We start from the raw sequence: 24,530 nt of genomic DNA on the forward strand, positions 1-24,530 counted from the left end.
GCGGTGACAACCGCCTACCGGCCCGCCCCGTCGACGCTGCGCACCCTGCCCCGACGACTGGTCACCCGCGCGCTCGCCCGGACGTTACGACTGGAATCGCCGACCACGAGCTACACCGTCGGCGAGGTCAAGATCCCGATGCGCGACGGCGTCGAGCTGGTCGCAGACGTCTACGAACCCACGGGAGAGGTCGTCGGCACGTTGTTGGCCCGCGGCCCCTACGGTCGCGCATTTCCGTTCTCGATGGTGTTCGCCGACCTGCATGCCGCCCGCGGGTATCGCGTGGTGCTGCAGAGCGTGCGAGGGACATTCGGGTCGGGCGGTGACTTTTCGCCGATGGTCAACGAGGCCGCCGACGGCGCCGACACCGTCGAGTGGATGCGCCGCCAGCCATGGTTCACCGGTCGCTTCGCCACCGTCGGAATCTCGTATCTGGGCTTCACCCAGTTCGCGCTGCTGCAAGATCCGCCGCCGGAGCTCGTCACCAGCGTGATCGTCGCCGGCCCGCATGACATGAGCCTGTCGGCCTGGGGCACCGGCTCGTTCACGGTCAACGACTTCCTCGGCTGGAGCAACCTGGTGGCACACCAGGAGGATCCGGGCCGGATCCGCGCCGGGATCCGCCAACTGCGGGCCCAGAAGAACGTGGCGCGGGCCGCCGGCGAGGCGCCGCTGGGCGCCGCCGGACGGGCACTGCTCGGCGACGCGGCGCCGTGGTGGGAGTCCTGGCTGACTCCCCCGGCGGACGACAACCCGTTCTGGGGGCCGCTGAAGGTCGACTCCGCGCTCGACCGGATCCAGGTGCCGTTGCTGCTGCTCAGCGGTTGGCAGGATCTGTTTCTGCCGCAGACGCTGCACCAATTCCGCCACCTTCGCGAGCGTGGCGTGGATGTCGCGCTGACCATGGGCCCGTGGACGCACACCCAGCTGCTGTTCGCCGGTCTGCCCACGATCGCCCGGGAAACGCAGGACTGGCTGGACACCCACCTCGCCTGTCGCCCAGCCCCTGCGCGGTCCGGGCGATTTCGCTTCCACGTTGCCAACGAAGGCTGGCGCGAACTACCCGACTGGCCGCCGACCACCACCGAACGCGCGCTGTATCTGCAGCCGGGCGGCGGCCTGGCCGACACGGCACCGACGGCCGGATCCTCGGCCAGCTTCCGCTACGACCCGGCCGACCCGACTCCCACCATCGGGGGCCGGCTCCTCTCACCCGACAGCGGCTATCGCGACGACACCGTGTTGGCGGACCGACGCGACGTGCTCAGCTTCACCACCGACGTACTCACCAAAGACCTTGTCGTGCACGGCAACCCGATCGCCGAGTTGGCGCACAGCTCCGACAACCCGTATGTGGATGTGTTCGTCCGGATCAGCGAGGTCGACGCGAAAGGCCGCTCCCGCAACGTCAGCGACGCCTACCAGCGACTCACCGAGACGACCGACCACGTCCGCCTCGAGCTGGACGCGACCTCGCGCCGGTTCAAGGCCGGGACTCGTATTCGGGTGTTGATCGCCGGCGGCTGCCACCCACGGTACGACCGCAACCTCGGCCACGGGGAGCCGTCGTCGACGGGCTGCCAGCTCGCGCCGTCCACCCACGAGGTGCACTTCGGCACGTCCCGGATCGTGTTGCCGGTGGGCTCCTGATGGGCGCGTTCGAGGAATGGCGAAGCGGCGGAACGGAAATCCGCTGGATGTCGACGACCGCCGCGAATTCCGGGGCGGACGTCACCGTGTTCACCCGCCGGTGCGGCACACCGGGAGCACCGGCCCTGGTCTGCGTGCACGGCTTCCCGACGGCAAGCATCGACTTCCTGGCGCTGACCCGTGAACTCGGCGCCGACTTCGACATCCATCTGCTCGACTTCCCCGGCTACGGGCTTTCCGACAAGCCCGCCGCGCCGTACGTGTATTCGCTGTACGACGATGCGCGCCTTCTGGTCCATGCGATCATGACGCACTGGCAGCTCAGCGACTACATGATGCTGACGCACGACCGAGGCAGCAGCGTCGGGATGATCGCGCTGTCGATCTTCGACGATCTCGAGGATGCCAACCCACCGCGCGAAGTCATCTTCACAAACGCGAACATCTATCTCCCCCTTGCCAATCTGACCGGATTCCAACGAGCGCTGCTGGATCCGACCGTGGCGCGCAGCACCGCGCGCGCCACCACACCGGAGATGCTGGCCGCCGGCATGGGCATGACGACGTTTATGCCGCGACGAGGCCTAGACGATCCCGAGATCGCGGCACTGGCACAATGCTTCGCGCACAACGACCAGGTCGCGGTGCTACCGGACACCATTCAGTACCTCAACGAGCGGGCTGCCGACGAAACCAATTGGCTGCAGGCGCTTTCCGCCAGCGGTATCAACACCAGTCTGGTCTGGGGTCTGCATGACAACGTGTCCCCGGTCCGGGTCGCGAATTACGTGTGGCAGGAGTTCCTCAGGGACAAGCCGGGATTGAACCGGTATTGGATACTGCCGAGCGCCGATCACTATCTTCAATGCGACGCTCCCGAACAGCTGGCCGATGTCGTACGACTGACCGCAGCTGCCGAGCCCACATCGCTGTGCACGGTAGGCGACTGGCCCGAAGGCGCGGTGCTTGTCGACCAGACGCCTTGAGCGGCAATGCTATTCGACCGCTTGACGGACGTGGGCGGCAACGTCACGCAGGGCGGCCTCGTCGTGCACCGGAGCGCCCAGGGGCGGTTCGGCCAACGGTAGCGGCACCCAACTGATGCATCCGGCGTAGTCGGGCGTTCGGGGCAATTCGATCGGCTCGATCAGCGGGAAGGTCTGGACCACCAAGACGGCCAGGCGGTGCTTTGGGCGAAAGTCCAGGCGGTCGCGACGCACCGAGTCCGCGGTCCAGATGTGCAGGTCCTCGATCGCGTCGATATTGTCCGGCCGGTTGACAGGCAGCGCCGCAACGACTTTCGCCGCCGCCCGCACGACGAGCCGATCGTCACTGCTGTCGCACGCCGCCGGGTCGAGAAGATCGCGGAACTCGGGCCGCACCCGCTCGGCGTGGCTGTGCGCGAGCGTCGGGAACAACAGGAATTCACGGGCGACACTGCTGTCGAACCGTTTCTCACCGATGCCCCCCTTACGCAGCAACACCTGTTGCCGGCCGTCCAGCAGCGCATGCACCACCGCGCTCCACTCCTTGAGCGCCGGCGTCGTCGCGATCTCGGTCACCGTGCGGCTAGGCGGCGCAACGGCGGATCGGTCTTGGGTGGCTGGCGACGTTCCGGCAGGGCGTGCAGCAGCCGTGTCGTCGTCGCCGCCACTTCCACCACCGCCGCCTCGAACGCCGCGGCATGGGCCGAAGACGGTCGGGTGAAGCCGCTGACCTTGCGGACATACTGCCTGGCCGCCGCCTCGATCTCGTCGGTGGTCGCCGGCGGCTCGAGTCCACGCAATTCGGTGATGTTCCGGCACATGCCTCAACGATAGGACGGCCGGTGACTACGGTTGGCTGCATGAGTGACGACATCTTGTTAATTGACACCGACGAGCGCGTGCGGACCTTGACCTTGAACCGGCCGCAGTCGCGGAACGCGTTGTCCGCCGCACTACGGGACCGGTTCTTCGGCGCGCTGGCCGACGCCGAGACCGACGACGACGTCGACGTCATCATCGTCACCGGCACCGACCCGGTGTTCTGCGCCGGGCTGGACCTCAAGGAACTCGGCGAGCAGACCGCGTTGCCGGACATCTCGCCGCGCTGGCCAGCGCTGAGCAAGCCTGTGATCGGCGCGATCAACGGCGCCGCGGTGACCGGTGGGTTGGAGCTGACGCTGTACTGCGACATCCTGATCGCTTCTGAGCAGGCACGCTTCGCCGACACCCACGCCCGGGTGGGTCTGCTGCCGACCTGGGGCCTGTCCGTGCGGCTCCCCCAGAAAGTCGGCGTGGGACTGGCCCGTCGGATGAGCATGACCGGCGACTACCTGTCTGCGCAGGACGCGCTGCGCGCCGGCCTCGTGACCGAAGTGGTGCCGCACGACCAGTTGTTGCCGAGCGCGCGCAAGGTCGCGGAGAGCATCGTCGGCAACAACCAGGGCGCCGTGCGCGCGCTGTTGTCGTCCTATCACCGGATCGACGAGTCGCAGACCAGCGAAGGGCTGTGGCTGGAAGCGACTGCGGCGCGGGCATTTCGGACGTCGGGTGACGACATTGCCGCCAACCGCGAGGCCGTCCTGCAGCGCGGTCGGGCGCAAGTGCGCTGAGGGCGCTGCGAGCGGATTCGTCAGATACCGAACAGCGCCTCGGCAAGACCGATGAACATTTCGTTGGGTGCGTCGAACACCAGGAAATTGGCCGCTGCGAGGTCGTGGAATGCGGCGAGTGCGTAATCACCCAGGGCCCAACTTTGCGCGGCGTCCATGACTTGGCCCTGCGCCGCGACACTGATGTTTTGTACTTCGGCTACCGCATCGGTCAGATCGGTCGGAGGTACCTGAATCGACGAGATATCTATTTCGTAGTTGACCGGATTGTTCGTCAGGATGCCGACCGAGTCAACGAAGACGTTCTCCTCCGGCCCGAACAGCAAGGCCTCGATACCCGCCAAGTCAACATTGAGGGCCTCGGGGATATCGCCGGCCGCGAGCGACTCCGCACCGAAACTGATTAGGCCCTCGCCATACGTGATAGTCGCTTGCACGTTGTCGAACATCTCACCGATGGGATCGTCGGCGTGGGCACTCGGCGCGCTCGCCAGCTGGCTTATCGTGGCGATGAGTATCCCGCCGACCGCAGCGCTTATCGTCATGGCCGTGCGCTTGATGTGGTGCTCGATGACCATTGTTCGTCCCCAAAGTTGTTGCAGTACAGCCGTTCAAGCTACGACGTCAGAAACCGAGCGACGATTCGACAAGGCCAAGAATTGCTGCGTTCGGCGCCTCGACCCAGAGCGCATTGAATCCCTCGATGTCGAGTAGCTCGGCAGCGGGAAAGTCGCCGGCAGTCATGAAGTTGGCAGCTTGGGTGAAGTCGACGTTGGCCGCATCGGTGAAACCTTGTATTTGAACCAGAGCCGACGCCCAATCAGTCGGGCCGCTGATCGGCTCGAACCCGATGACCGCGTGCACGGGCGTGTTCGTCAGCGCATCGACGGTGTCCAGCAAGACGTTTTCCTCGGGCGCGATCAGGACATTGTCCAGCCCGATGAGGCCGGCCGATGTACCGGGGATCAGATAGCCGGACGAGAAGTCCATCGCTGCGGCATTCAGATACGAGTTACCGATTTCGGTCACCAGCTGAACGTTGTTGAGGAGTTCGCTGATGGGGTCATCTGCGCGTGCAGTCGGCGCGACAACGAGCTGGCTCATCACGGCGATGAGCATCCCGCCGGCAGCCGCACCGGCGCCGAGCGGGTAGCGAACGCGTAAGTGGTTGCACGTCACGGTGTTCACGGTCCCCGTCAGAACCCGAATACCGACTCGGTGAGACCGAGGATGAGCGCGTTGGGCGCCTCGAACCAGAGCGCGTTGTTGCCCGCGACCTCGAGCAGCTCAGCCGCGGGAAAGTCGCCGACAGTCATGAGATTGGTCGCCTGGGTGAAGTCGACCTGAGCGATGTCGTAATACGCCTGCGCATCCGTCAGCGCCGTTGCGAAATCGGCCGGGGCCGGGCTGATCGCATCGATGTCAAACGGGGACGCCACCGGAGTGTTCGTCAGGGCATCAATCCCGTCGACGTACAGGTTTTCCAGCGGCGCAAACAGCGTGTTGTCGACTCCCGTGAGGTACGCATCGAGCGCGTAGGTCGGCTCGCCCGCCGCCAAGTACTGGTCCCCGAGGGTCAAGAACTGCTCGCCCGCGCTGAAAACAACGTCGACGTTGTTGAGCGTGTCGGTGATGGGATCCGCGTGCGCCGGCGACACAGCCAGTTCGCTGAGCCCCCAGAACAATAATCCGGCGGCGGCCGCGCCGACTGCAGCGATGTGCTTGCCACGCCGTGAGGTCGTGGTGTTCATGAAGATCTCCTATGAGTCGCATTGACCTGAGCTAATGCTGAGAAGTCTCCGTGGAAGAGGGAGAAGCGCACATGGGGAAAATTCCCCAAATTGGCGTCTTCGTTAGTCGGCCGCCCGCTGGTTCAGCTTGTGAGCGGCTTGCACGCGATTCGCCACGTCGAGCTTGTCGAGGATCGCTTCGACATGGTGGCCAACGGTTTTCGGGCTCAGGTGCAACGCCGCGGCAATCGAGGCGTCGCTGTTGCCGGCCGCCAGCAATACGGCCACCTCACGCTGGCGCCGGGTGAGCCCGTCCGGGTCACTCTTGCTGTGGCTGGCTCGGCCAGGTGCGGTGGGTCCGCGAAGTTCCGCGAGCCGTTGCTGAGCGCGACGGGTCGCCGCCCGGGCGCCCAGTCGGCGGAAGTTGGCCGCCGCCGACTGCACCGCATCGAGATCGCCGCTCAACCGTGCGATCGCGGCATCGTAGGGGCACCCGAGCCGCTCCCATTCCGCGGCCGCCGCGCCCCAGTCACCGTTGACTTCCATCTGGTAGGGCGTCGGCGGATCCGGAATCGGGGGCACGACAACGCCTCCCAGGTGTAGCCAACGCTGCAACCGACCGGTCAACCAAGGATCCGCGTTCACTCCCGAAATAGCCAGCGCCCGTTTGGCTTCTGCGACCGCTGCCTCGTCGTCGCCAGCCAGCCAGGCGATTTCGGCACGCGCGGCCCAGGCCGGGCTGAAGAAAAAGAAGTCGCCCGGCTCTGCGTCGTCGGCGGGCGGATGCAGCGGCGGGCCGTTGTGCTTTTCGCCGCGGCGCGCGCGTACGAGTGCCATTGCGACCCGGGGCATCGTCGAGTTGACGTCGGTCAGTCCTCGTCGAGTGAACGCCTCCTCGGCGCTGGCAATCGCCGCTGCCCAGTCACCTCGCTGCAGGGCCACCATCGCCGCAGTGACGACCGGCATCACCTCGTAATAGCCCAGATCGTCCGCGTCGCAGAACTTTGCGAGCTCGTCGCTGTAGCGTTGCGCGCGGTCGAGGTCGTGGTGCAGCGCCGCTGTCCAGCCGATCGCGCCTCCGACGATACCGACGTGTTCGGCCAATCCTTTGTCCGACATCGCAGCGTGCCAGGTCGTTTCGATGTCTTCCCACCCGGGCCCGCCCTGGGTAATCGACCACAGCGCGGTCAGGCAACGTGCGGACATCACGACGCCCGGCTCGTCGACAGCCTCTCCCAAGTCGATTGCCCGCGAGGCATATTCGATACAGGCCGGGTCGTACGACAGCACCCCTAGCGACAGCATGTTTGCCAAGGATCTAGCTAGTTGCGGTGTGGGACCACGACCTTCGAGCAGCGTTAGCGAGGATTGTGCGGCCTGCCTGGCCTCGCGGAATCGAGCCATCGACGCCCACAGCAGATGCGACAACAGGCTGAGATCCTCACCTTCCCCGAGGGGATCACCCATCGCGCGCCGCATGTCGACCGCCTGCCGCCACAGCGATTCCGCCTCGTCGGCGTCGCCGTACAGGTAACGGGCGAACGCGTGCCCCTCGATCCACACCACCCTCTGCTCAGGTGCGACGCCGTCGGCGTGGCTCAGCGCAAGGGCGTACAGTTCGGCGGCTTCCCGGTTGGCGCCCAAAGCCGCCGCACGCTGTGCACCGGCAATCCCGTAGCGAACCGTGGCGTCGTCGTCACCGGCCTGGTCAGCATGAAAAGTCAACGCCGCCAAGCTGTCCGGCTCGATTGGGGTCACCGACAACGCGTCCATCGCTCCTCGGTGCAGCAGCCGACGTTCGTGAATGGGAATCTGGTCAAGTGTCGCGCGCCGGGCCAGCTCATGGCGAAAGCCGAGCACGCCATCTTCGGCGACCAGGACACCGACACGCAGACATTCGTCCACACCGATGTGGGCCTGCGGGCAAATTGCTTGCACGAGCGCCAGTGACGCGCGGGATCCACAGACCGCCACCGCATGTGCGGTGTCGCGTCCAGCGTCTGAGAGTCGGGCCAACCGGCCCAGCACCGCCTCGGCGACACTATGCGGCAGACCATCTCGTCCGGGTCCCGCGCCGAGAATTTCGGTGACGTAGAACGGGTTTCCGCCCGTCAGTCGGTACAGATCGGTGACATTGAGCCCGCTGCCGGCTGACAACTCAGCGACCGCATCCCGGCTCAGCGCCGTCAACCCGATACGCGTGATTGCGGCGCTGGTCGCAACGTCCCCGATCGCAGCCGTCAGCGGATGCCGCGGGCCCACTTCGTCGTCGCGGTAGGTCATCACCAGCAGCAGCGGCAATCCGGCGATCCGGCGCCCGAGAAACCTCAACAGATCCAGGGTGGCGCCGTCGGCCCAGTGCATGTCCTCGATCACCCATAGCCACCGTTGCCCGCCGCGCAACACCTCGAGGAGGCGGCGGTACACGCCGCCGGTATCTCCCGCGTCCAGCGCCGCGGCCAAACCGTCGGCCGCGCGGCGATCCAAACCAGCCATCGCATCGATCAGCGGCCCCAGCGGCCGTGGAGTCGCCAGCGGATCGCACCAGCCCTGCAGCACCCGCACCGCCGGGGCCGTACCGGCCACCAATTCATTGATCACCGCGGTCTTGCCCACACCGGCTTCGCCGCGCATCAACACAACGCGACCGCGATCTCGTCCCACCCGCCGCGCCAAGCCGGCGAGTTCACGCAGTTCCTCGTCGCGTTCGAGCAGCCGTCCCATGATCAGCCTCGCGACGTCGCGAGGACCGCCAAGCGCGCGTCAAAGAAGCATCCGGGCATGATGAGCAACTACTTTAATGCCGCAGATGTGGTGCCGCAGACCAGTGCAGGCCGCTAATCCGCGAGTCTCCTGAGGACTCGGCAGGGATTACCGGCAGCCAGCACCTGTTCGGGCACGTCCCTGGTGACGACGCTTCCCGCCCCGATCACCGAGTCCTCGCCGACGGTCACCCCCGGGCACACGATGACGCCGGCCGCAAGCCAGGCGTTGTCGGCGATGACGATCGGCGCGGCGGATTCCCAGCCCGCCCGTCGGGATTCGTGATCGTCGACGGGGTGCCGGGGCGTGACAAGCTGGACGCGTGGACCGATCTGCACGTGGTCGCCGATGGTGATCGATGCGCAGTCGAGAAAGATCGCATCGTAGTTGACGAAACAGCCCGCCCCGATCGAGATATGCGTGCCGTAGTCGCACTGGAACCGCGGCAGAATCTCCGAGCCCTCGCCCAGCGATCCGAGCAACTCGTCCAACGCGCGCTCATCGCCCCCGTTGAACGCGTCGAGTAGCCGCCGGCAGGCGTCACGGCCCGCCACCAGTTCGGGATCGTCGGCGCGGTACAACTCGCCGCTCAGCATCCGGTCACGCTGACTGCTCACCTACCGACCACCGCCCAATCACCTGATAGCGCACGCCAACCGACAAAAACCAGCCGCAGAACGATGAACAAGCTGAGCCCGGACCAGATCCCGGCCAGCCCCCAACCGAACACCAGCGACAACCAGATCGGCGGCAGAAAGCCGACGAGCGCGCTGACCACAGTCGCCGTCCGCATGAACGCCGCATCCCCCGCGCCGAGCAGCACCCCGTCCAGCGCGAAAACGACTCCTGCCAACGGTAATTGGGCGACCATGAACCACCACGGCACCCCGACCGCGGCCAGCACCGAGGCGTCGTCGGTGAACAGCCGAGGAGCCGAGGCGCTGGCGCCGAACACGACGGCCAGGCCGGTCGCACCGATTGCCGACCACGCCGTCACTCGCCGCGCCGTCGACGTCGCGAGCGCAACATCACCGGCGCCCAGCGCCGCGCCCACCAGCGCCTGGGCCGCGATGGCCAGCGAATCAAGAACCAGCGCAAGGAATTCCCACAACTGCAGCACCACCTGATGGGCGCCTAACGCGGCGGCGCCGAAGCGGGCCGCCACCGCGGCGGCGGAGACGAAGCACGCCTGGAAAGCCAGCGTCCGCACCAACAGGTCGCGCCCAAGCACGATTTGCGCGCGCAGGGCAGCGCCATCGAGTCGTAACGGCACCCCTTCGGCAAGCAGCGCGCGGCAGAACAGCAGAGCCGCCAGCCATTGACCGGACAGGTTCGCGACGGCCGACCCGGCCAAGCCCAACCGGGGTAGGCCCAGCCAGCCGAACACCAGCAACGGGCACAGCAGCGCGGAGAGGCCGAAACCGGCGCTCACGTAACGCAATGGACGAACTGTGTCCTGCACGCCCCGCAACCAGCCGTTTCCCGCCATCGAGACCAGGATTGCGGGCGCGCCGATGATCGCGATGCGCAGCCAGGGCAGTGCCGCATGCGTGATGTCGCTCGAACCCGCGATGAGCGAGACCAGCGGCAGCGCCGCGGCCTGCACGGCGACGACGATCAGCACACCCAGTCCCAGCGCCAGCCAGGTCGCCTGCACGCCTTCCGCGACCGCCGCCGGCCGGTCGTCGGCGCCGAAGTAGCGGGCCGAGCGCGCCGTGGTGCCGTACGACAGAAAAGTCAGGTCAGAACCGACCATGCCGAGGATCAATCCCCCGATGGCCAGACCAGCCAGGCTCAGCGCGCCGAGTCGACCGACGATCGCGGTATCGAAAAGCAGATAGAGCGGTTCGGCCGCCAGCACACCGAGGGCCGGAAGCGCCAACTGCGCGATCTGGCGGCCACCGGGCTGCGACCGGGCCGGTTCGTTCACCCCAGGGCGGCGCTCAGCGCGGCCACGACCTCGTCGGCCGAACCCGTCGTCGAGTAGCCGGCCGCGAGTTTGTGACCGCCACCGCCGAAGGTCGATGCAACCGCCGACAGGTCGACATCGGCCTTCGCTCGCATCGATACCGACCAGTGTTGCGGCTCAATCTCTTTGAACACCGCGGCGACCTCTGCCTGCTGGGTGGTGCGGACGATGTCGACAATGCTTTCGACTTCTTCCGGCCGAGCGGTGATCCACTCCTGATTGGTGACGACGGCATACACCAAGCCCCGGCCGCCTGCGGCGTCGGGAAGCAGCTGTGCCGACGACAGCACCCGAGACAGCATCGACAACCAGGCGAAGGGATGGGTGTCCATCAGCAACCGGGTGATGCCGGCATTGTCGACACCCAGCTCGACCAGCCGCGCCGCCAACCGATACGCGCTCGGACTTGCCCACCGGAACGAGCCGGTGTCGGTGGTCAGGCCCGCGTAGAGGCAGTGCGCCACATCGGTGTCGATCGGCTTGTCCCAGGCGTCAAGCAATTCGGCGACCATCATCGTGGTGGAGTCCGCCGAGGGCTCAACGAAATTCGCGGTGCCGAACAACTGATTCGACGCGTGATGATCGATCACCAGCACGTCATGCCCTTCACCGGCCATGTGGCGCAGGTCGCCGAGCCGGTTCACACTCGGAATATCAACGGTCACAACAAGATCGACGTCTCGACGCATGACGGCCGGATCGACCAGGAGTTGCCCGCCGGGCAGTGACTGCAACGACTCCGGTAGCGCGGCCGGCGCGGCGAAGCTGACCTCGACGGACTTGCCGCACCGGTCGAGCACCAGGCCCAGGGCGAGGCCGGCGCCGATCGTATCGGCGTCGGGGTGAACATGACAGACGACTGCGACCGTTGCCGCAGCATCCAGCACCTTCGCGGCGCCACTGGCGTCGACGCGTTGTGCCGCAGTGGATTCAGCCTTCGAGTTGATCGTCGTCACCGGCGCCTTCCCCGTTAGTGGTGGGTGCCCCTGGGTCATCGTCGGTCGCTCGGTACGGGTCGGCGTCGCCGGCGGGTTTCGCTCCCCGCCGAACGCGAGCCACGTCGGCGTCGGCGGCGCGCGCACGTGCCAACAACTCCTCCATCCGCTGCACGGAGTCGGAGACCGTGTCGCGACTGAAGCTCAATGTCGGCGTGAAGCGCACACCGGTGCCGGCCCCAACCTTGCTGCGCAGCACGCCCTTTGCGCGTTCCAGCGCCGCGGCGGCCCCAGCGTAGTCGGGTTCGTCGTCGAGCGTGGAGCCCATCACCGTGTAGTACAACGTCGCGTCGTGCAGATCACCGGACAACTTGGCGTCGACGATGGTGACCCCGACCAAACCCGGGTCTTTGATCTCGTACTCGATTGCCGAGGCGACGATCTCAGAGACCCGCTTGGCCAGCCGGCGCGCCCGCGCCGGGTCAGCCATGCCGCAGGTTCGGTTTGTCGGAGCTCATACTCAGACGCGCTCCTTCTCCACCAACTCGTAGGTCTCGATGACGTCGCCCTCTTTGAGGTCGGAGTAGGTCAGCGTCAGACCGCATTCGTAACCGTCGCGGACCTCGGTGACGTCGTCCTTCTCCCGTCGCAGCGATGACACCGTGAGGTTCTCGGCCACCACGATGTTGTCCCGCAGCAGTCGGGCCTTCGCATTGCGCCGCACCACGCCCGACTGCACCAGGCAGCCTGCGATGATGCCGACCTTCGACGACCGGAACAGTGCCCGGATCTCGGCGCGGCCCAGTTGGTTCTCTTCGTAGATCGGCTTGAGCATGCCCTTGAGCGCACTCTGGATCTCGTCGATGGCCTGGTAGATCACCGAGTAGTAGCGGATGTCCACGCCCTCGCGGTTGGCCAGCTCGGTGGCCTTGCCTTCCGCCCGGACGTTGAACCCGATGATGATCGCGTCCGACGCCGACGCCAGGTTGACGTTGGTCTCGGTCACGCCACCGACGCCACGGTCGATGACCCGCAGCGCCACCTCGTCGTCGATCTCGATGCCCAGCAGGGCTTCTTCCAGAGCCTCGACGGTTCCGGAGTTGTCGCCCTTCAGGATCAGGTTCAGCTGGCTGGTTTCCTTCAGCGCCGCGTCCAGATCGTCCAGGCTGATGCGCTTGCGCGAGCGGGCCGCCAGCGCGTTGCGCTTGCGGGCGCTGCGCCGGTCGGCGATCTGACGGGCGATGCGGTCTTCGTCGACGACGAGCAGGTTGTCACCCGCGCCGGGAACCGACGTGAAGCCGATGACCTGGACGGGCCTCGAAGGCAGCGCCTCTTCGACGTCGTCGCCGTGCTCGTCGACCATGCGACGGACGCGACCGTAGGCGTCGCCGGCCACGATCGAGTCCCCGACCCGCAGCGTTCCGCGCTGGATCAGCACGGTGGCAACCGGTCCGCGACCACGGTCGAGGTGCGCTTCGATCGCCACGCCCTGGGCTTCCATGTCCGGGTTGGCCCGCAGGTCCAGGGCGGCGTCGGCGGTCAGCAGCACCGCTTCTTCCAGCGCCTCGATGTTGGTGCCGGCCTTGGCGGAGATGTCGACGAACATCGTGTCGCCACCGAAATCCTCTGCCACCAAGCCGTATTCGGTGAGCTGAGCCCGGATCTTGGCCGGGTCGGCGCCCTCCTTGTCGATCTTGTTGACCGCCACCACAATTGGCACGTCGGCCGCCTGCGCGTGGTTGATCGCCTCCACCGTCTGCGGCATCACGCCGTCGTCGGCGGCGACCACCAGGATCGCGATGTCGGTCGCCTTGGCACCGCGGGCACGCATCGCGGTGAACGCCTCGTGACCCGGGGTGTCGATGAAGGTGATCGGCCGCTCGGTGCCCTCGAAGTCGACGGTCACCTGGTAGGCACCGATGTGCTGGGTGATGCCACCGGCCTCGCCCTCGCGCACGCTGGCGTTACGGATGGTGTCCAGCAGTCGGGTCTTACCGTGGTCGACGTGACCCATCACGGTCACCACCGGCGGACGGGTCTGCAGGTCTTCCTCGCCGCCTTCGTCCTCGCCGTAGGTGAGGTCGAACGACTCCAGCAGCTCGCGGTCCTCGTCCTCGGGGCTGACGACCTGGACGACGTAGTTCATCTCGCTGCCCAGCAGCTCCAGCGTCTCGTCGCCGACGGACTGGGTTGCGGTCACCATCTCGCCGAGGTTGAACAACGCCTGCACCAGCGAAGCCGGGTTGGCGTCGATCTTCTCGGCGAAGTCGGACAGCGACGCGCCACGGGCCAGCCGGATGGTTTCGCCGTTGCCGTGCGGCAACCGGACGCCACCGACGACCGGGGCCTGCATGTTTTCGTATTCGGCGCGTTTCGCCCGCTTCGACTTGCGACCGCGTCGCGGGGCGCCGCCGGGACGTCCGAACGCACCGGCAGCACCGCCGCGCTGACCGGGACGTCCACCGCCGCCACCACCGCCGGGGCGGCCACGGAAGCCACCTCCAGGCGGGGCACCGACGCCGCCGCCACCACCACCGCCGCGGTAGTTACCGCCACCGCCGGGACGTCCACCACCGGCGGGAGCTCCTGGCCGACCGCCAGGACCGGGACGCGGACCACCGGGACGGGCCGGCCGACCCGCAGCGCCGGCCGGGCGCGGCGGCATGTTGCCCGGTGAGGCGCCACCGGGGCGCGGAGCGCCAGGACGCGGGGCGCCCGGGCGCGGCGCCTGGGGGCGCGGCATTGCGGGACGCTCGACCGGCTGGGCCGAGGAGAACGGGTTGTTGCCGACGCGCGGGGTGCGGGCCGCCGGCTTCGGGGCGGCCGGGCGGGGACCGGGGGTTGGTCCGGGTCGGGTCGGGCTCGGTCCCGGGCTCGCCGCGGGCGCCGGCGGCTGTTCGGCAGCGGGCGCCGGCGCTTTGGCGGCGGGCTCGGCCGGCGCGGGCGCCGGTGTTGGCTCCGGGGCGGCCGGTTTCGGAGCGGGCTTGGCCGCCGGGGTTTTGGCGGCTGGCTTTGTGGCCGTCGCACCGTTGCCGGACGCCTTCTCGGGCGCGGGCTTGCCGCCGCCGAACGATTCGCGCAGTCGACGCGCGACCGGCGCTTCGACTGTCGAGGATGCGGATTTAACGAATTCGCCCTGCTCCCCTAGCCGGGCGAGAACTTCCTTGCTGGTAACACCGAGTTCCTTAGCCAACTCGTGTACGCGGGCCTTGCCTGCCACTACATCTCCTGTCTATGAGGCGACAGCGGTGGTAGGCCGCGCCTCGGGTTTAGCTATGACGCATGGTCATCGTGACTTCACGGTGTGCTCATGTTCTTTGCTGCCTGTTCTGTTGGCGGGATGGCCGGGGCACCCAGAGGCTTCTTTCAAAGACTCTATGTGCTCGACCAACGCTGATGTTTCCGGTGCGCCAGCGATGCGCAGCGCTCGAGCGAAAGCTCGCCGCCGGATTGCTTCTGTGGCGCACTGTGGAACGGGATGCAGCCAAGCACCCCGCCCCGGCAGAGTACCTGCTGGGTCAACGGTCACGGTGTATTTGCCGTTCCCGGTCGACACAGCCACCACTCGGAGCAGTTCGACGGCCAACTCTCGCTTTCGGCAACCGACACACGTCCGTACCGGTCCTTCGGTACGTCGATGCGCCGAGGCTGAAGACTCGCGCTGGATCACGGCTTAGTTTACCTGCACCCAACTGGTGGTCAGAACCCCCTGCGGGGCCGAGGCGGGCTAACCCTCGTGTGCTATTCCGTGATGCCCGGCGTCCTCGGAATGCTCGGTGTCGCCGTCGGGTGAATCGCCGCGGATGTCGATCCGCCAGCCGGTGAGCCGCGCGGCCAGGCGGGCATTCTGCCCTTCCTTGCCGATCGCCAGCGACAGCTGGAAGTCGGGTACCACCACTCGGGCGGCCCGCGCGTTCGGGTCGATCACGGTGACCGACACCACCTTGGCCGGCGACAACGCGTTGGCGACGAACCGCGCCGGGTCCTCGTCGAAGTCGATGATGTCGATCTTCTCCCCCGACAGCTCGCTCATGACGTTGCGCACCCGCTGACCCATCGGACCGATGCAGGCGCCCTTGGCGTTGAGACCCGGTACCCGGGATGCGACCGCGATCTTCGAGCGGTGGCCAGCCTCGCGCGCGACGGCGACGATCTCCACCGAGCCGTCGGCGATCTCGGGGACCTCCAGTGAGAACAACTTGCGGACCAGGTTGGGGTGGGTGCGCGACAGCGTGATCACCGGCTCGCGCGCCCCGCGGCTGACGCCCACCACATAACAGCGCAGCCGGTCACCGTGCTCGTAGGTCTCGCCCGGAACCTGCTCGGCGGCGGGGATCACACCCTCGGAGCCCTTGGTCTCACTGCCCATCCGCACGACCACCAGCCCCCGCGAATTGGCCCGGCTGTCGCGCTGGATCACCCCGGCGACGATCTCCCCTTCGTGAGTCGAGAACTCGCCGTAGGTGCGCTCGTTCTCGGCATCGCGGAGCCGCTGCAACATCACCTGACGTGCGGTGGTCGCGGCGATGCGGCCGAATCCCTCCGGGGTGTCTTCCCACTCGCTGAGCACGTTGCCGTCTTCGTCGAGTTCGCGGGCCAGCACGCGCACCGAACCGGATTTGCGGTCGATGTCGATGTGGGCGTCCGGCTGATGGCCCTCGGTGTGCCGGTAGGCGCTCAGCACCGCGGCCTTGACGTCCTCGAGCAGGTCGTCGAAGGAGATGCCACGCTCCACCACGATCGCGTGCAGAGCGGCCATGTCGATGTTCACTTGCCCTCCGTCTCTGCACCTTGATCGCCCGTCGCCAATTCCAGTTCTCGTCGCGGTGGGGGCGAAAACTCAACCTGGACAACCGCTTTGGCAACCTCGTCGAATGCGATCAGCCGGAGCGTCCAGTCCCGGCCGTTGCGAACCACGACATTCACCGCGCCGTCACGGGTTTCGCCCACCCGTCCGGTGACCTGCGATCCGTCTGTCAGGGTGAATTCGACCTTGCGGCCCCGCGCGCGGCGGAAGTGCTTCTCGCTCGTCAGCGGGCGATCGACGCCCGGTGAGCTGACTTCCAAGACATAGGCACCGCCGATGTCGCGCTGGGCGTCCAGCAGACTGGAGGCCGAGCGAGAAAGCTCGGCGACGGTGTCCAAGTCCAGTGCCGTGTCGCCGTCGGCGATGACCGTAATCCGCGGCGGCTGCGCCCGCTGATCGATGACCACATCTTCGATTTCGTAACCTGCGCGCGCGAACTCACCATCGAGCAGCTCGATCACCTGCGTCTGCGACGGTAGCCCGGTGGCCACGGCGAGCTCCTCATCTTGAGTTGTCCGGTCAGTCAGCCCTGCGACACCGAAAATTCAGCGATCCCGCGGAACGGCCTCCAACGATACGCCAGGAATGCCCTGTAAGACGTGATCGCAGCGAGGTCACCTGGTGTTACAAGCCCACCTGGCGGCAATGGCAGGATGTGGCAATGCTTCCCGCCGAGCCTGATTTCGACCCGGTCGTCAGCCGACGACGGGTGCTGACGGGCGGCGTAGCGCTCGCTGCGCTGGCGATCGCCACTCCCGCATGCAGTTCACCGCCCGCACCACCTACGGTCGACGAACTCGAGGCCCAGGTCAGCCTTGCCCGTCAAGACAGCGACTCGGCAACCGCTGCGGCCGCCGGCGCATCGGAGCAGGTCAATAAGGCGCTGAAACAGGTCGCCACCGAACGCTCGCAGCACATCCAGGCCCTGACAACCGAAATCCAGCGTCTCGCACCGCCGTCGTCGGTGACGACGAGTCCTACCACCACCACATCGGCCGCCGCAGCCCCCGCGCCGCCGCTGGCCGATGTGGTCAAGTCGCTCAAGGCATCGGCAGACAGCGCCCGTGAGCTGGCGATCACCTCATCGGGGTATCGCGCCGGGTTGCTCGGGTCGATCGCCGCGTCGTGCACCGCGTCGTACACGGTCGCGCTGGCGTTCGAAACGGCCGCGTCGTGACCTCGACCGAGCCGTCGAGTGGCGACACCCCCGCCGACAAGGCGCTGTGTGCCGCGCTGGCCAACGAGCATGCCGTCGTTTACGGCTACGGCGTCGTGTCGGCACGCTGCACGCCGGAAGTGAACGCGTTGGTGTCGTCGGCGCTGAGTCAGCATCGCGAGCGCCGCGACCAGGTGATCTCGATGCTGACGGGTCGCTCGGTGGCCGCGCCGGTGGCAGCCGCCGGCTACCAGCTGCCGACGCCGGTCATCACCCCGGCCGACGCCGAGAAGCTGGCCGTGCGGATGGAAACCGACACCGAGGCCAGCTGGCGCGCCTTCCTCGAGCAGGCGCAGAGCAACGACGACCGGACGTTCGCCGTCACGGCGCTCACCCAGAGCGCGGTGCTGGCCGCCAAATGGAAACAGGCGCAAGGCAATTGGCCGATCACCACCGCCTTCCCCGGAGCCGACTAGTTCAGCGCCGGCGACTGGATCACCCAGCCGGTTTCTTTGTCGACAACGTAGACACTCCCCGCGTGGCCCACTGCCACCGCCCAGATCCTGTCCAGCCCGCTGAAGGGGAGTTGGCTCGGTTTGTCGGCTCCCGGCGGCAGTTCCAGCACCACGTAGTGCTGCGACCGCTGGGCGACCACATACACAACGCCTGCCGGGTCCACGGCGATGCCGCCGATGTCGGTGATGCCGCCGCCGAAAGGCAGTGGCGACCATGACTTTTGGCCGAGGGCCAGCTTAAGCACATTGTTGTGCTCCCCGCCCGCGAGATATACGTTTCCGGCCTCGTCGACCGCCAGAGCATTGGGCTGTGCGCCGGCGTGCGGCAGCTCGGTGGCCGCCGACGATCCCGCAGCCAACCGAAGCACTCGTTTGTTGCCGTAGTCGGCGACATAGACGGTGCCGGTCGCGTCGACGGCCACATCGCTGGGTTCATTGAGTCCGCTGAAGGGCAATCGCCTGGCGGCGTGGGCGCCTGCAGGCAGCTCGAGTACTCGGTTGTGGTCGCTGTCCGCCACGTACACGTCGCCCGCCCGGTCGACGGCAACCCCGTCGGGATGGCCCAGTCCGTCGATCGGTAGCGCGGTGACATCCGTGGTGGAGACGCCGAACTTGACGACGCGGTTGTTGCCGGTGTCGGCGACGTAGATGTTGCCTGCTTTGTCGACGGCGAGAGCGGTGGGCTGATTGAGCCCGTCGATCGGCATGCGAGTCTCTTCGGACACGATGGTGCGGCTGTCGTCGATCGCCGACGGAAGTCTGGGACACTGCGGCGTGTCGCCGATTTCCGACGAGACCCAGTCACGCCACTGGTGGCGGCTCATGTTCATCGTCACCTTGTCGCACAGCGTCTCCGTGGTGGCGGTAGCAGGCCAGGATCGAATAGTGGAATCCCAACTGGCACTGATCAATTGGCGCCCATCCGGGGTGAACGCAACACCACCGACGGGGCTGATTCCCTCGACCAGCGGGTCACCGAGAGGACGGCCGGCGTCGACGTCCCAGAACCGCACAGACGCGTCTTTGCTCCCACTGGCCAAGCGGTGCCCGTCCGGACTGAACGCCAGGCTGAACACTTCGTCGGTGTGGCCGGTCAGCGTGTGGAGCAGCCGGCCAGACTCGACATTCCATACTCGCACCGTATGGTCCTTGCCACCGCTGGCCACCCTGTGCCCGTCAGGGCTCACCACCACGCTCAGTACCTCGGCCTCGTTGCCGGTCAAGGGCGGGCCGATCTGCCGGCCCGTGGCGACATCCCACAACCGCACCGTCTGGTCGGCACTGCCGGTTGCGAACCAGCGCGCTCCGGGGCCGAACGCCACCCCATTGACGGGCTGGCTATTGCCGACCGAGAGAACTCGGATCGTATGAAGCGTGTCCGCGTTGCGCAGCCAGACCGTGCCGTCGCCGGCTGCCGATGCCAGCAGGTGCCCGTCTCGACTGAACGCAACACCCAAGACCGCCCGAGTCTGACCGGTCAGCGCATCACTGCGCCACTCGCCATTCTCCGACTTCCACAACCGCACTGTGCCGTCGAAGCTGCCGCTGGCGACCCGACGGTCATCCGGGCTGAACGCCACGCTGCGTACCAAGTCGGTATGACCGCGCCATGGCGGCCCGATCTGCTCGCCGGTGTCGGAGTTCCACAGTCGCACGGTGTTGTCGTCACCGCCGGAGACGAGGCGGTGACCATCTGGACTGACCGCCACACTCATGACGGCGTTGGGCCCCTTCAATATTCGAGTGTTGCTCCAGATCCGCACAGTGCCGTCCTGGCTACCGCTGGCAAGAAGCCGTCCGTCGGGACTGAAGGCGACGCTGGTGACCTGACGGGTGTGCCCGACAAGCGGGTCGCCGAGATTCACCCCGGGCGGGAGCGTGGTGTCGGCGTCCCACAGCCGAACGGTGTTGTCATCTCTCGCGGAGGCCACGCGTCTGCCGTCCGGACTGAAAGCCACACCGAGGACATTGCTGAGGCCCCACTGCAGCGGCTCACCGATCTGGTGGTGGGTATCGACGTCCCACAACCGCATCGACGTATCGGCGCCTCCGACGCTGCCCGACACCACTCGGTGCCCATCGGGACCGAATGCCACCCCGACCACGAGCGACTTGTGACCGGTGAACGCATCGCCGATCGGTTGCCTGGTATCGGCATCCCACAAACGCAACGTCATGTCGCCGCTTCCGGAGATCACCCGGTGTCCGTCGGGGCTGAACGCCACGCTCGTCACCCTGTTCTCGTGGCCCGTGAGCGGATCGCCGGCCGCAACTCTGGTATCGGCGTCCCACAGTCGCACCGTGTTGTCTTCGCTGCCCGAGGCCAGGAGGCGGCCGTCGGCACTGAACGCGACGCCCAGCACGGGCCGGGTGTGACCGCTGAGCCGGTCGCCGATTTGGCGCCCTGCGTCGACATCCCACAGCCGCACGGTGGAGTCTTGGCTGCCGGAAACCAGTTGGTGCCCACCGGGACCGAACGCGATGCTGTTCACCCTGCGGGTGTGGCCGGTCAAGGTGTGCAGGAGCTGACCGGACTCAGTGCTCCAAACCCGAATGCTCGCATCGTCTTCCGCGGTGGCGACGAGGCGCCCGTCTTGACTGATGGCCACACTCCAGACCATTGAGCCGGTGGGAATGATCTTCACGGTGTCGGCGCGGGAAGCCGCCGCGTACAACAGTGCACCCTCGTCGGGATTGGCGGTAAGACCGCGGGCGGCGAGTAGTTCCTGCATGGCTCGCATATCGCCACCGGGCTTACGCTGGGAGAGTATGTCAACGGCTTCCGCAGTCAGGCGAAGCGCCGTCGCCTGATTTCGCTGCCGGATGGCTTCGCGCTCTTGATCCACGGCGTGCCCGCGCTGTATGACAGCGACGACCGCCCCCACGACAGCGATGACCGTGAGTACCGCCAGAGCGCCGACTGCACTCTCCCGCAGACGGCGTCCACGTCTGAGCTCGCGCCGATCATCATACGCCAGTTGATCTTTGGACTTTCCATGAATTCGAGCGGCCACTTCGGTGATCTGCTCGCGCAGCGGCGGGTACTTCGGATCCCACTCCGGCTGTTCGCTGATGTCGATGTACAGGGGCTTGATGGCCAGCGCACCGGGCTCGGTCAACACCGGCGGGGCCGCGTCCGACAGATCAGGGTCGAACCGGCCTTGGCCTGCATCCCACTGCAACCGGCCACCGGCCAACACCAGCAACAACCGATCGGAGCCGCGATGCTCGAGCCAGTAGCCGATTTCTTTGTTCACCCAATGTGATTCGGCGGCCTGCGGCGAGAGCATCACCACGAGGAAGCGGGACCGATCGAGCGCCTCGGTGATACCACCCCAGAGGTCGGGCCTGACCGTCAGATCGGTGTCGTCGCGAAAAACCCGCAGTGCCCGCAATTGGCCCAGGCGTCGACCGATCTGGTGCAGGCCTTTCTGGATTCCGGTGGCGGCCTGTCGATCTCGATGCGTGTAGGACAAGAACGCGTCGTACTCAGACGGCTGTGCCAGGTTCTCCGCGGCGACGGCGTCGGTCATCGCGTGTCGTCCATGACGGGCAGCTTGCAGACAGCGGTGTAGCGGACGTCGGGCGATACCCACTCATCCCACTGTGTACGGCTCATATTGCTGGTGAGCTTGTCGCACAGGGTTTGTGGCGTGGCACTTCCGGGCCAGAGCCGGATGGATTCGTCGAATCCGCCACTGGCAAGCCGGGTTCCATCGGGGCTGAAGGCGACGTCCCTGACCGGCAGGGCATGCTCGGTCAGTGGATCCCCCAGGCGCCGACCGGTGTCGGCGTCCCACATCTGCACGCTGTTGTCCCAGCTCGCGCTGGCCAACCGATGTCCGTCTGGGCTGAATGTCACGCTCAGCACGACGTCGGTATGCCCGGCGAGTGGGTCTCCGACTTGTTGGCCGGTGTCGGCATTCCACAACCGAAGGCTGTTGTCGTAGCCGCCCGACGCCAGTCGATGGCCGTCGGGTGCGAAAGCCACGCTCTTGATTTCGGCGGTGTGACCGAAGAGCGGATCCCCGATTGGTTGACCGGCGTCCACGTCCCACAGTCGCACGGTGTGATCGTCGCTGCCGCTGGCGACGCGGCGCCCGTCCGGACTGAAGACCACGGCGTCGACTTCGGCCGCGTGTCCGATCAACGGGTGTCCGATCGCACGCCCCGTGACGGCGTTCCACACCCGGACCGTGTGATCGGTACTACCGGTGGCGATTCGGCGCCCGTCAGGGCTGAACGCCACGCTCAGAACCTCCCCGCTGTGCCCGGTGAGCAGCGGTGTGACCGGAACACCCGTATCGGCGGCCCACACCTGCAGGTCGTTCCCGATGGCGGCCGCGATGCGAAGACCATCGCGGCTGAGCGCCACGTTACTGTTGGCGGCTTCGTGGTTCAGACCCGGAATGTGCATTTCCGTCGGTGTTCCGACAAGCCGGCCCGTTGTTACCTCCCACCTTGAGACGGTCAGAGAATCTTGGTGTGAGCTGCCGGCACTGACGAGGATTTTCCCGTCGAGGCTGAACGCCAACGCCTTTGAAAAGGTGGCGGTCAGGACTCGAGAGTTGTCCCAGATGTGCAGAGTGCCGTCCGCGCTGCCGCTCGCGATGCGTTGCCCATCGGAGCTGAATGCCACGCCGTAGACCACTGCCTCGTGACCGGCGAGTTGTGTCGCGCGAAATTCAGGGCCGGGATCGAGGTCCCTGAGCCGCACAACCCTGTCGTCGCCGGCAGAGACGATGCGCCGGGCGTCCGGGCTGAACGCGATCGCCCGGATCGGGTTGGCGGCATCATTGAAAGCGTCCCCGACCGGTTGGTGACTGTCGGCGTCCCACACCCGTCCGTGATAATCAGAGCTGGCGCTGGCGATCCGGTGCCCGTCGGAACTGAACGCGACACTGTTGACCGAGTCGGTGTGCCCGGTCAGCGGATCTCCTTGCAACTGGCGGCTTTCGATGTCCCAGATCCGCACCAGCGAGTCGGCGCCGCCGGAGACCAGGCGGCGCCCGTCGGGACTGAACGCGACGCTGTGCACGACGCCAGCCTCGCGGCCGAACGGATCCCCGATTTGTCGGTAAGTGTCGCTGTCCCACAGCACGATTGCGTGGCCGGCGCTCGCTATGTGGTGCCCGTCGGGGCTGAACGCCACACTCTCCACTTCGGCGGTATGCGCGGTCAACGTCTGCAGGAGTCGACCGGTCTCGATGTTCCACACCCGCACGGTGTGGTCTGCGCTGGCGGATGCCACACGGTGTCCGTCCGGGCTGAAGGACACGCTCGTGACCGCTTGGGTGTGGCCGGTCAGCGGATCTCGAAGTGACTTGCCGGTGTCGGCGTCCCAGAGTCGCACAGTTTTGTCGTCGCCCCCGGTGGCGACCCGGTGGCCGCCCGGACTGAAGGCCACTGCCCTTACGGGCGTACCGAGTTGGATGATTTTGGTGGTGTCGGCGCGCACGCCTGCGGCGTATTGCAGGGGTCCCTGGTCGGGGTCGCTGCTGAGCGCACGCGCGGCCAGCAACTCCTGCAGGGCGCGCACATCGCCGCCGGGCCGCTTCTGCGCCAGCATGTCGGCGGCTTCGGAGATCAGTCGCAACGAGATCGCCTGGTTGCGTTGCTTGATCGCTTCCTGGCGCCGTTGCACGGCGTGCTTCCACTGGCCTGCGGCGACCACCGCGGCGACGACCGCAACCACGCTCAGCAGCGCCAGCGCGGTGATCGCCGCGGCACGCAATCGGCGATAGCGCTGCTGGGCTTGCAGGTCGTCGCTAGCGAGTTGATCTTTGGGTTTGCCGTGGACCGGTGCGGCGATCGCGGTGATCTTCTGCCGCAGCGCCGGATTGCGAGGATTCCAGGGCGCGTCCTGACTGACGTCGATGAAAAAGGGTTCGGCGGGCAGGGATCCAGGCACGAGCAGAACCGGTGGCGCGGCGTCGGAGAGTTTGGCGTCGAAACACGCCGCTCGTTCGTCCCACTGCAAGTGGCCGCCGGCCAGCATCAACAGCAGTTGTTCCCGGCCGCGATGTTCGAGCCAGTGGCCGATTTCCTGGTTCACCCGCGTCGACGCCGCTGCCTCAGGCGAGAGCACCGCGACCAGAAAACGCGAGTCATCAAGCGCCGCAAAAGCTTTGACCGGCCCCTCGGGATCGGTGTAGTTGATGTCGGCGCGGCACACGCGCAGGGCGCGCAACCGGCCCGGGTGACGACCGATCTGACGTAGTCCCCGCTGCGTGCCCACCGCCACCGCTCGATCGTGCGCGGCGTAGGACAGGTAGGCGTCATACTTCGGCGACGCCGTGGCAGCGGGCTCCTCGGCTTGGCGCGTTGCGTCGGCCATCAACACCACCGGGCAGTCGGGGGTTTCGTTTACGACCGGCGTGAACGACGGGTCGTGGCCGAAGCATAACGC

At 66.8% G+C, this 24,530-nt stretch carries 21 protein-coding genes; 5 read left to right on the forward strand and 16 right to left on the reverse strand.

Annotated features, from left to right (window positions below; genetic code table 11):
• The first annotated feature begins 3 nt into the window (after window positions 1-3).
• Both A5658_RS07150 and A5658_RS07155 read left to right on the forward strand, forming a co-directional pair.
• Entirely contained in the window at window positions 4-1,650 is a 1,647-nt protein-coding gene (locus A5658_RS07150) for a CocE/NonD family hydrolase (protein ID WP_067332701.1), read from the forward strand.
• Window positions 1,650-2,636: an alpha/beta fold hydrolase gene (locus A5658_RS07155; RefSeq protein WP_067332703.1), complete on the forward strand. Its 987-nt coding sequence runs from the start codon at window positions 1,650-1,652 to the stop codon at window positions 2,634-2,636. The genes A5658_RS07150 and A5658_RS07155 overlap by 1 nt, the downstream gene beginning before the upstream one ends.
• Before the next feature lie 9 nt (window positions 2,637-2,645).
• Here the strand turns inward: A5658_RS07155 and A5658_RS07160 are convergent, their stop codons facing one another.
• Complete coding sequence (locus A5658_RS07160; protein ID WP_067332705.1) at window positions 2,646-3,212, reverse strand: DUF1802 family protein; 567 nt, start codon at window positions 3,210-3,212, stop codon at window positions 2,646-2,648.
• Window positions 3,209-3,457: a DUF2277 domain-containing protein gene (locus A5658_RS07165; protein WP_067332708.1), complete on the reverse strand. Its 249-nt coding sequence runs from the start codon at window positions 3,455-3,457 to the stop codon at window positions 3,209-3,211. Before A5658_RS07165 ends, A5658_RS07160 begins: the two co-directional genes overlap by 4 nt.
• Window positions 3,458-3,496: 39 nt before the next feature.
• On the opposite strand from A5658_RS07165, the gene A5658_RS07170 reads away from it, so the two are divergent.
• Complete coding sequence (locus tag A5658_RS07170; RefSeq protein ID WP_067332710.1) at window positions 3,497-4,246, forward strand: enoyl-CoA hydratase; 750 nt, start codon at window positions 3,497-3,499, stop codon at window positions 4,244-4,246.
• 20 nt (window positions 4,247-4,266) lie between these two features.
• Here A5658_RS07170 and A5658_RS07175 read toward each other — a convergent pair whose 3' ends face one another.
• The 12 genes from A5658_RS07175 to rimP form a co-directional block, all read right to left on the reverse strand.
• Window positions 4,267-4,824, reverse strand: a complete 558-nt coding sequence (locus tag A5658_RS07175; RefSeq protein WP_067332712.1) for a hypothetical protein — start codon at window positions 4,822-4,824, stop codon at window positions 4,267-4,269.
• A 46-nt stretch (window positions 4,825-4,870) separates the two neighbouring features.
• Entirely contained in the window at window positions 4,871-5,425 is a 555-nt protein-coding gene (locus A5658_RS07180; RefSeq protein ID WP_156751301.1) for a hypothetical protein, read from the reverse strand.
• A 17-nt stretch (window positions 5,426-5,442) separates the two neighbouring features.
• Entirely contained in the window at window positions 5,443-5,997 is a 555-nt protein-coding gene (locus A5658_RS07185) for a hypothetical protein (protein ID WP_067332716.1), read from the reverse strand.
• Window positions 5,998-6,099: 102 nt separating this feature from the next.
• Complete coding sequence (locus tag A5658_RS07190; RefSeq protein WP_082992990.1) at window positions 6,100-8,700, reverse strand: AAA family ATPase; 2,601 nt, start codon at window positions 8,698-8,700, stop codon at window positions 6,100-6,102.
• Window positions 8,701-8,813: 113 nt separating this feature from the next.
• Window positions 8,814-9,356 carry a sugar O-acetyltransferase gene (locus A5658_RS07195; RefSeq protein WP_156751302.1) on the reverse strand — a complete coding sequence of 181 codons (543 nt, stop codon included), beginning with the start codon at window positions 9,354-9,356 and terminating at the stop codon, window positions 8,814-8,816.
• Window positions 9,353-10,669, reverse strand: a complete 1,317-nt coding sequence (locus A5658_RS07200) for an MATE family efflux transporter (RefSeq protein ID WP_067332718.1) — start codon at window positions 10,667-10,669, stop codon at window positions 9,353-9,355. The genes A5658_RS07195 and A5658_RS07200 overlap by 4 nt, the downstream gene beginning before the upstream one ends.
• Window positions 10,666-11,664: a bifunctional oligoribonuclease/PAP phosphatase NrnA gene (locus tag A5658_RS07205; protein ID WP_067332724.1), complete on the reverse strand. Its 999-nt coding sequence runs from the start codon at window positions 11,662-11,664 to the stop codon at window positions 10,666-10,668. The genes A5658_RS07200 and A5658_RS07205 overlap by 4 nt, the downstream gene beginning before the upstream one ends.
• The gene (gene rbfA / locus A5658_RS07210; RefSeq protein ID WP_067332726.1) at window positions 11,639-12,133 is read right to left on the reverse strand and encodes a 30S ribosome-binding factor RbfA; all 495 of its coding nucleotides are present in this window, start codon (window positions 12,131-12,133) and stop codon (window positions 11,639-11,641) included. The genes A5658_RS07205 and rbfA overlap by 26 nt, the downstream gene beginning before the upstream one ends.
• 30 nt (window positions 12,134-12,163) lie before the next feature.
• The gene (gene infB / locus A5658_RS07215; RefSeq protein ID WP_082992991.1) at window positions 12,164-14,863 is read right to left on the reverse strand and encodes a translation initiation factor IF-2; all 2,700 of its coding nucleotides are present in this window, start codon (window positions 14,861-14,863) and stop codon (window positions 12,164-12,166) included.
• A 66-nt stretch (window positions 14,864-14,929) separates the two neighbouring features.
• Window positions 14,930-15,313, reverse strand: a complete 384-nt coding sequence (locus tag A5658_RS27425) for a YlxR family protein (protein WP_082992992.1) — start codon at window positions 15,311-15,313, stop codon at window positions 14,930-14,932.
• A gap of 57 nt (window positions 15,314-15,370) precedes the next feature.
• Window positions 15,371-16,414 carry a transcription termination factor NusA gene (gene nusA, locus A5658_RS07220; RefSeq protein WP_067332729.1) on the reverse strand — a complete coding sequence of 348 codons (1,044 nt, stop codon included), beginning with the start codon at window positions 16,412-16,414 and terminating at the stop codon, window positions 15,371-15,373.
• Window positions 16,411-16,941, reverse strand: coding sequence for a ribosome maturation factor RimP (gene rimP / locus A5658_RS07225; RefSeq protein ID WP_067332731.1), 531 nt, complete (start codon window positions 16,939-16,941; stop codon window positions 16,411-16,413). The genes nusA and rimP overlap by 4 nt, the downstream gene beginning before the upstream one ends.
• Window positions 16,942-17,111: 170 nt before the next feature.
• Between rimP and A5658_RS07230 the strand changes: the two genes are divergently transcribed.
• The gene (locus A5658_RS07230) at window positions 17,112-17,627 is read left to right on the forward strand and encodes a hypothetical protein (protein ID WP_067332733.1); all 516 of its coding nucleotides are present in this window, start codon (window positions 17,112-17,114) and stop codon (window positions 17,625-17,627) included.
• On the forward strand, window positions 17,624-18,082 hold the full coding sequence (locus A5658_RS07235; RefSeq protein ID WP_067332735.1) for a ferritin-like domain-containing protein: 459 nt from the start codon (window positions 17,624-17,626) through the stop codon (window positions 18,080-18,082). The genes A5658_RS07230 and A5658_RS07235 overlap by 4 nt, the downstream gene beginning before the upstream one ends.
• Here the strand turns inward: A5658_RS07235 and A5658_RS07240 are convergent.
• Both A5658_RS07240 and A5658_RS07245 read right to left on the reverse strand, forming a co-directional pair.
• Complete coding sequence (locus A5658_RS07240; RefSeq protein ID WP_067332737.1) at window positions 18,079-21,654, reverse strand: TIR domain-containing protein; 3,576 nt, start codon at window positions 21,652-21,654, stop codon at window positions 18,079-18,081. The genes A5658_RS07235 and A5658_RS07240 overlap by 4 nt on opposite strands.
• Window positions 21,651-24,458 (reverse strand): WD40 repeat domain-containing protein, encoded by a 2,808-nt coding sequence (locus A5658_RS07245; RefSeq protein WP_156751304.1) that lies wholly within the window; start codon window positions 24,456-24,458, stop codon window positions 21,651-21,653. Before A5658_RS07245 ends, A5658_RS07240 begins: the two co-directional genes overlap by 4 nt.
• Window positions 24,459-24,530: the final 72 nt, after the last annotated feature.

Source organism: Mycobacterium sp. 1245111.1 (assembly GCF_001673405.1).
GTDB lineage: Bacteria > Actinomycetota > Actinomycetes > Mycobacteriales > Mycobacteriaceae > Mycobacterium.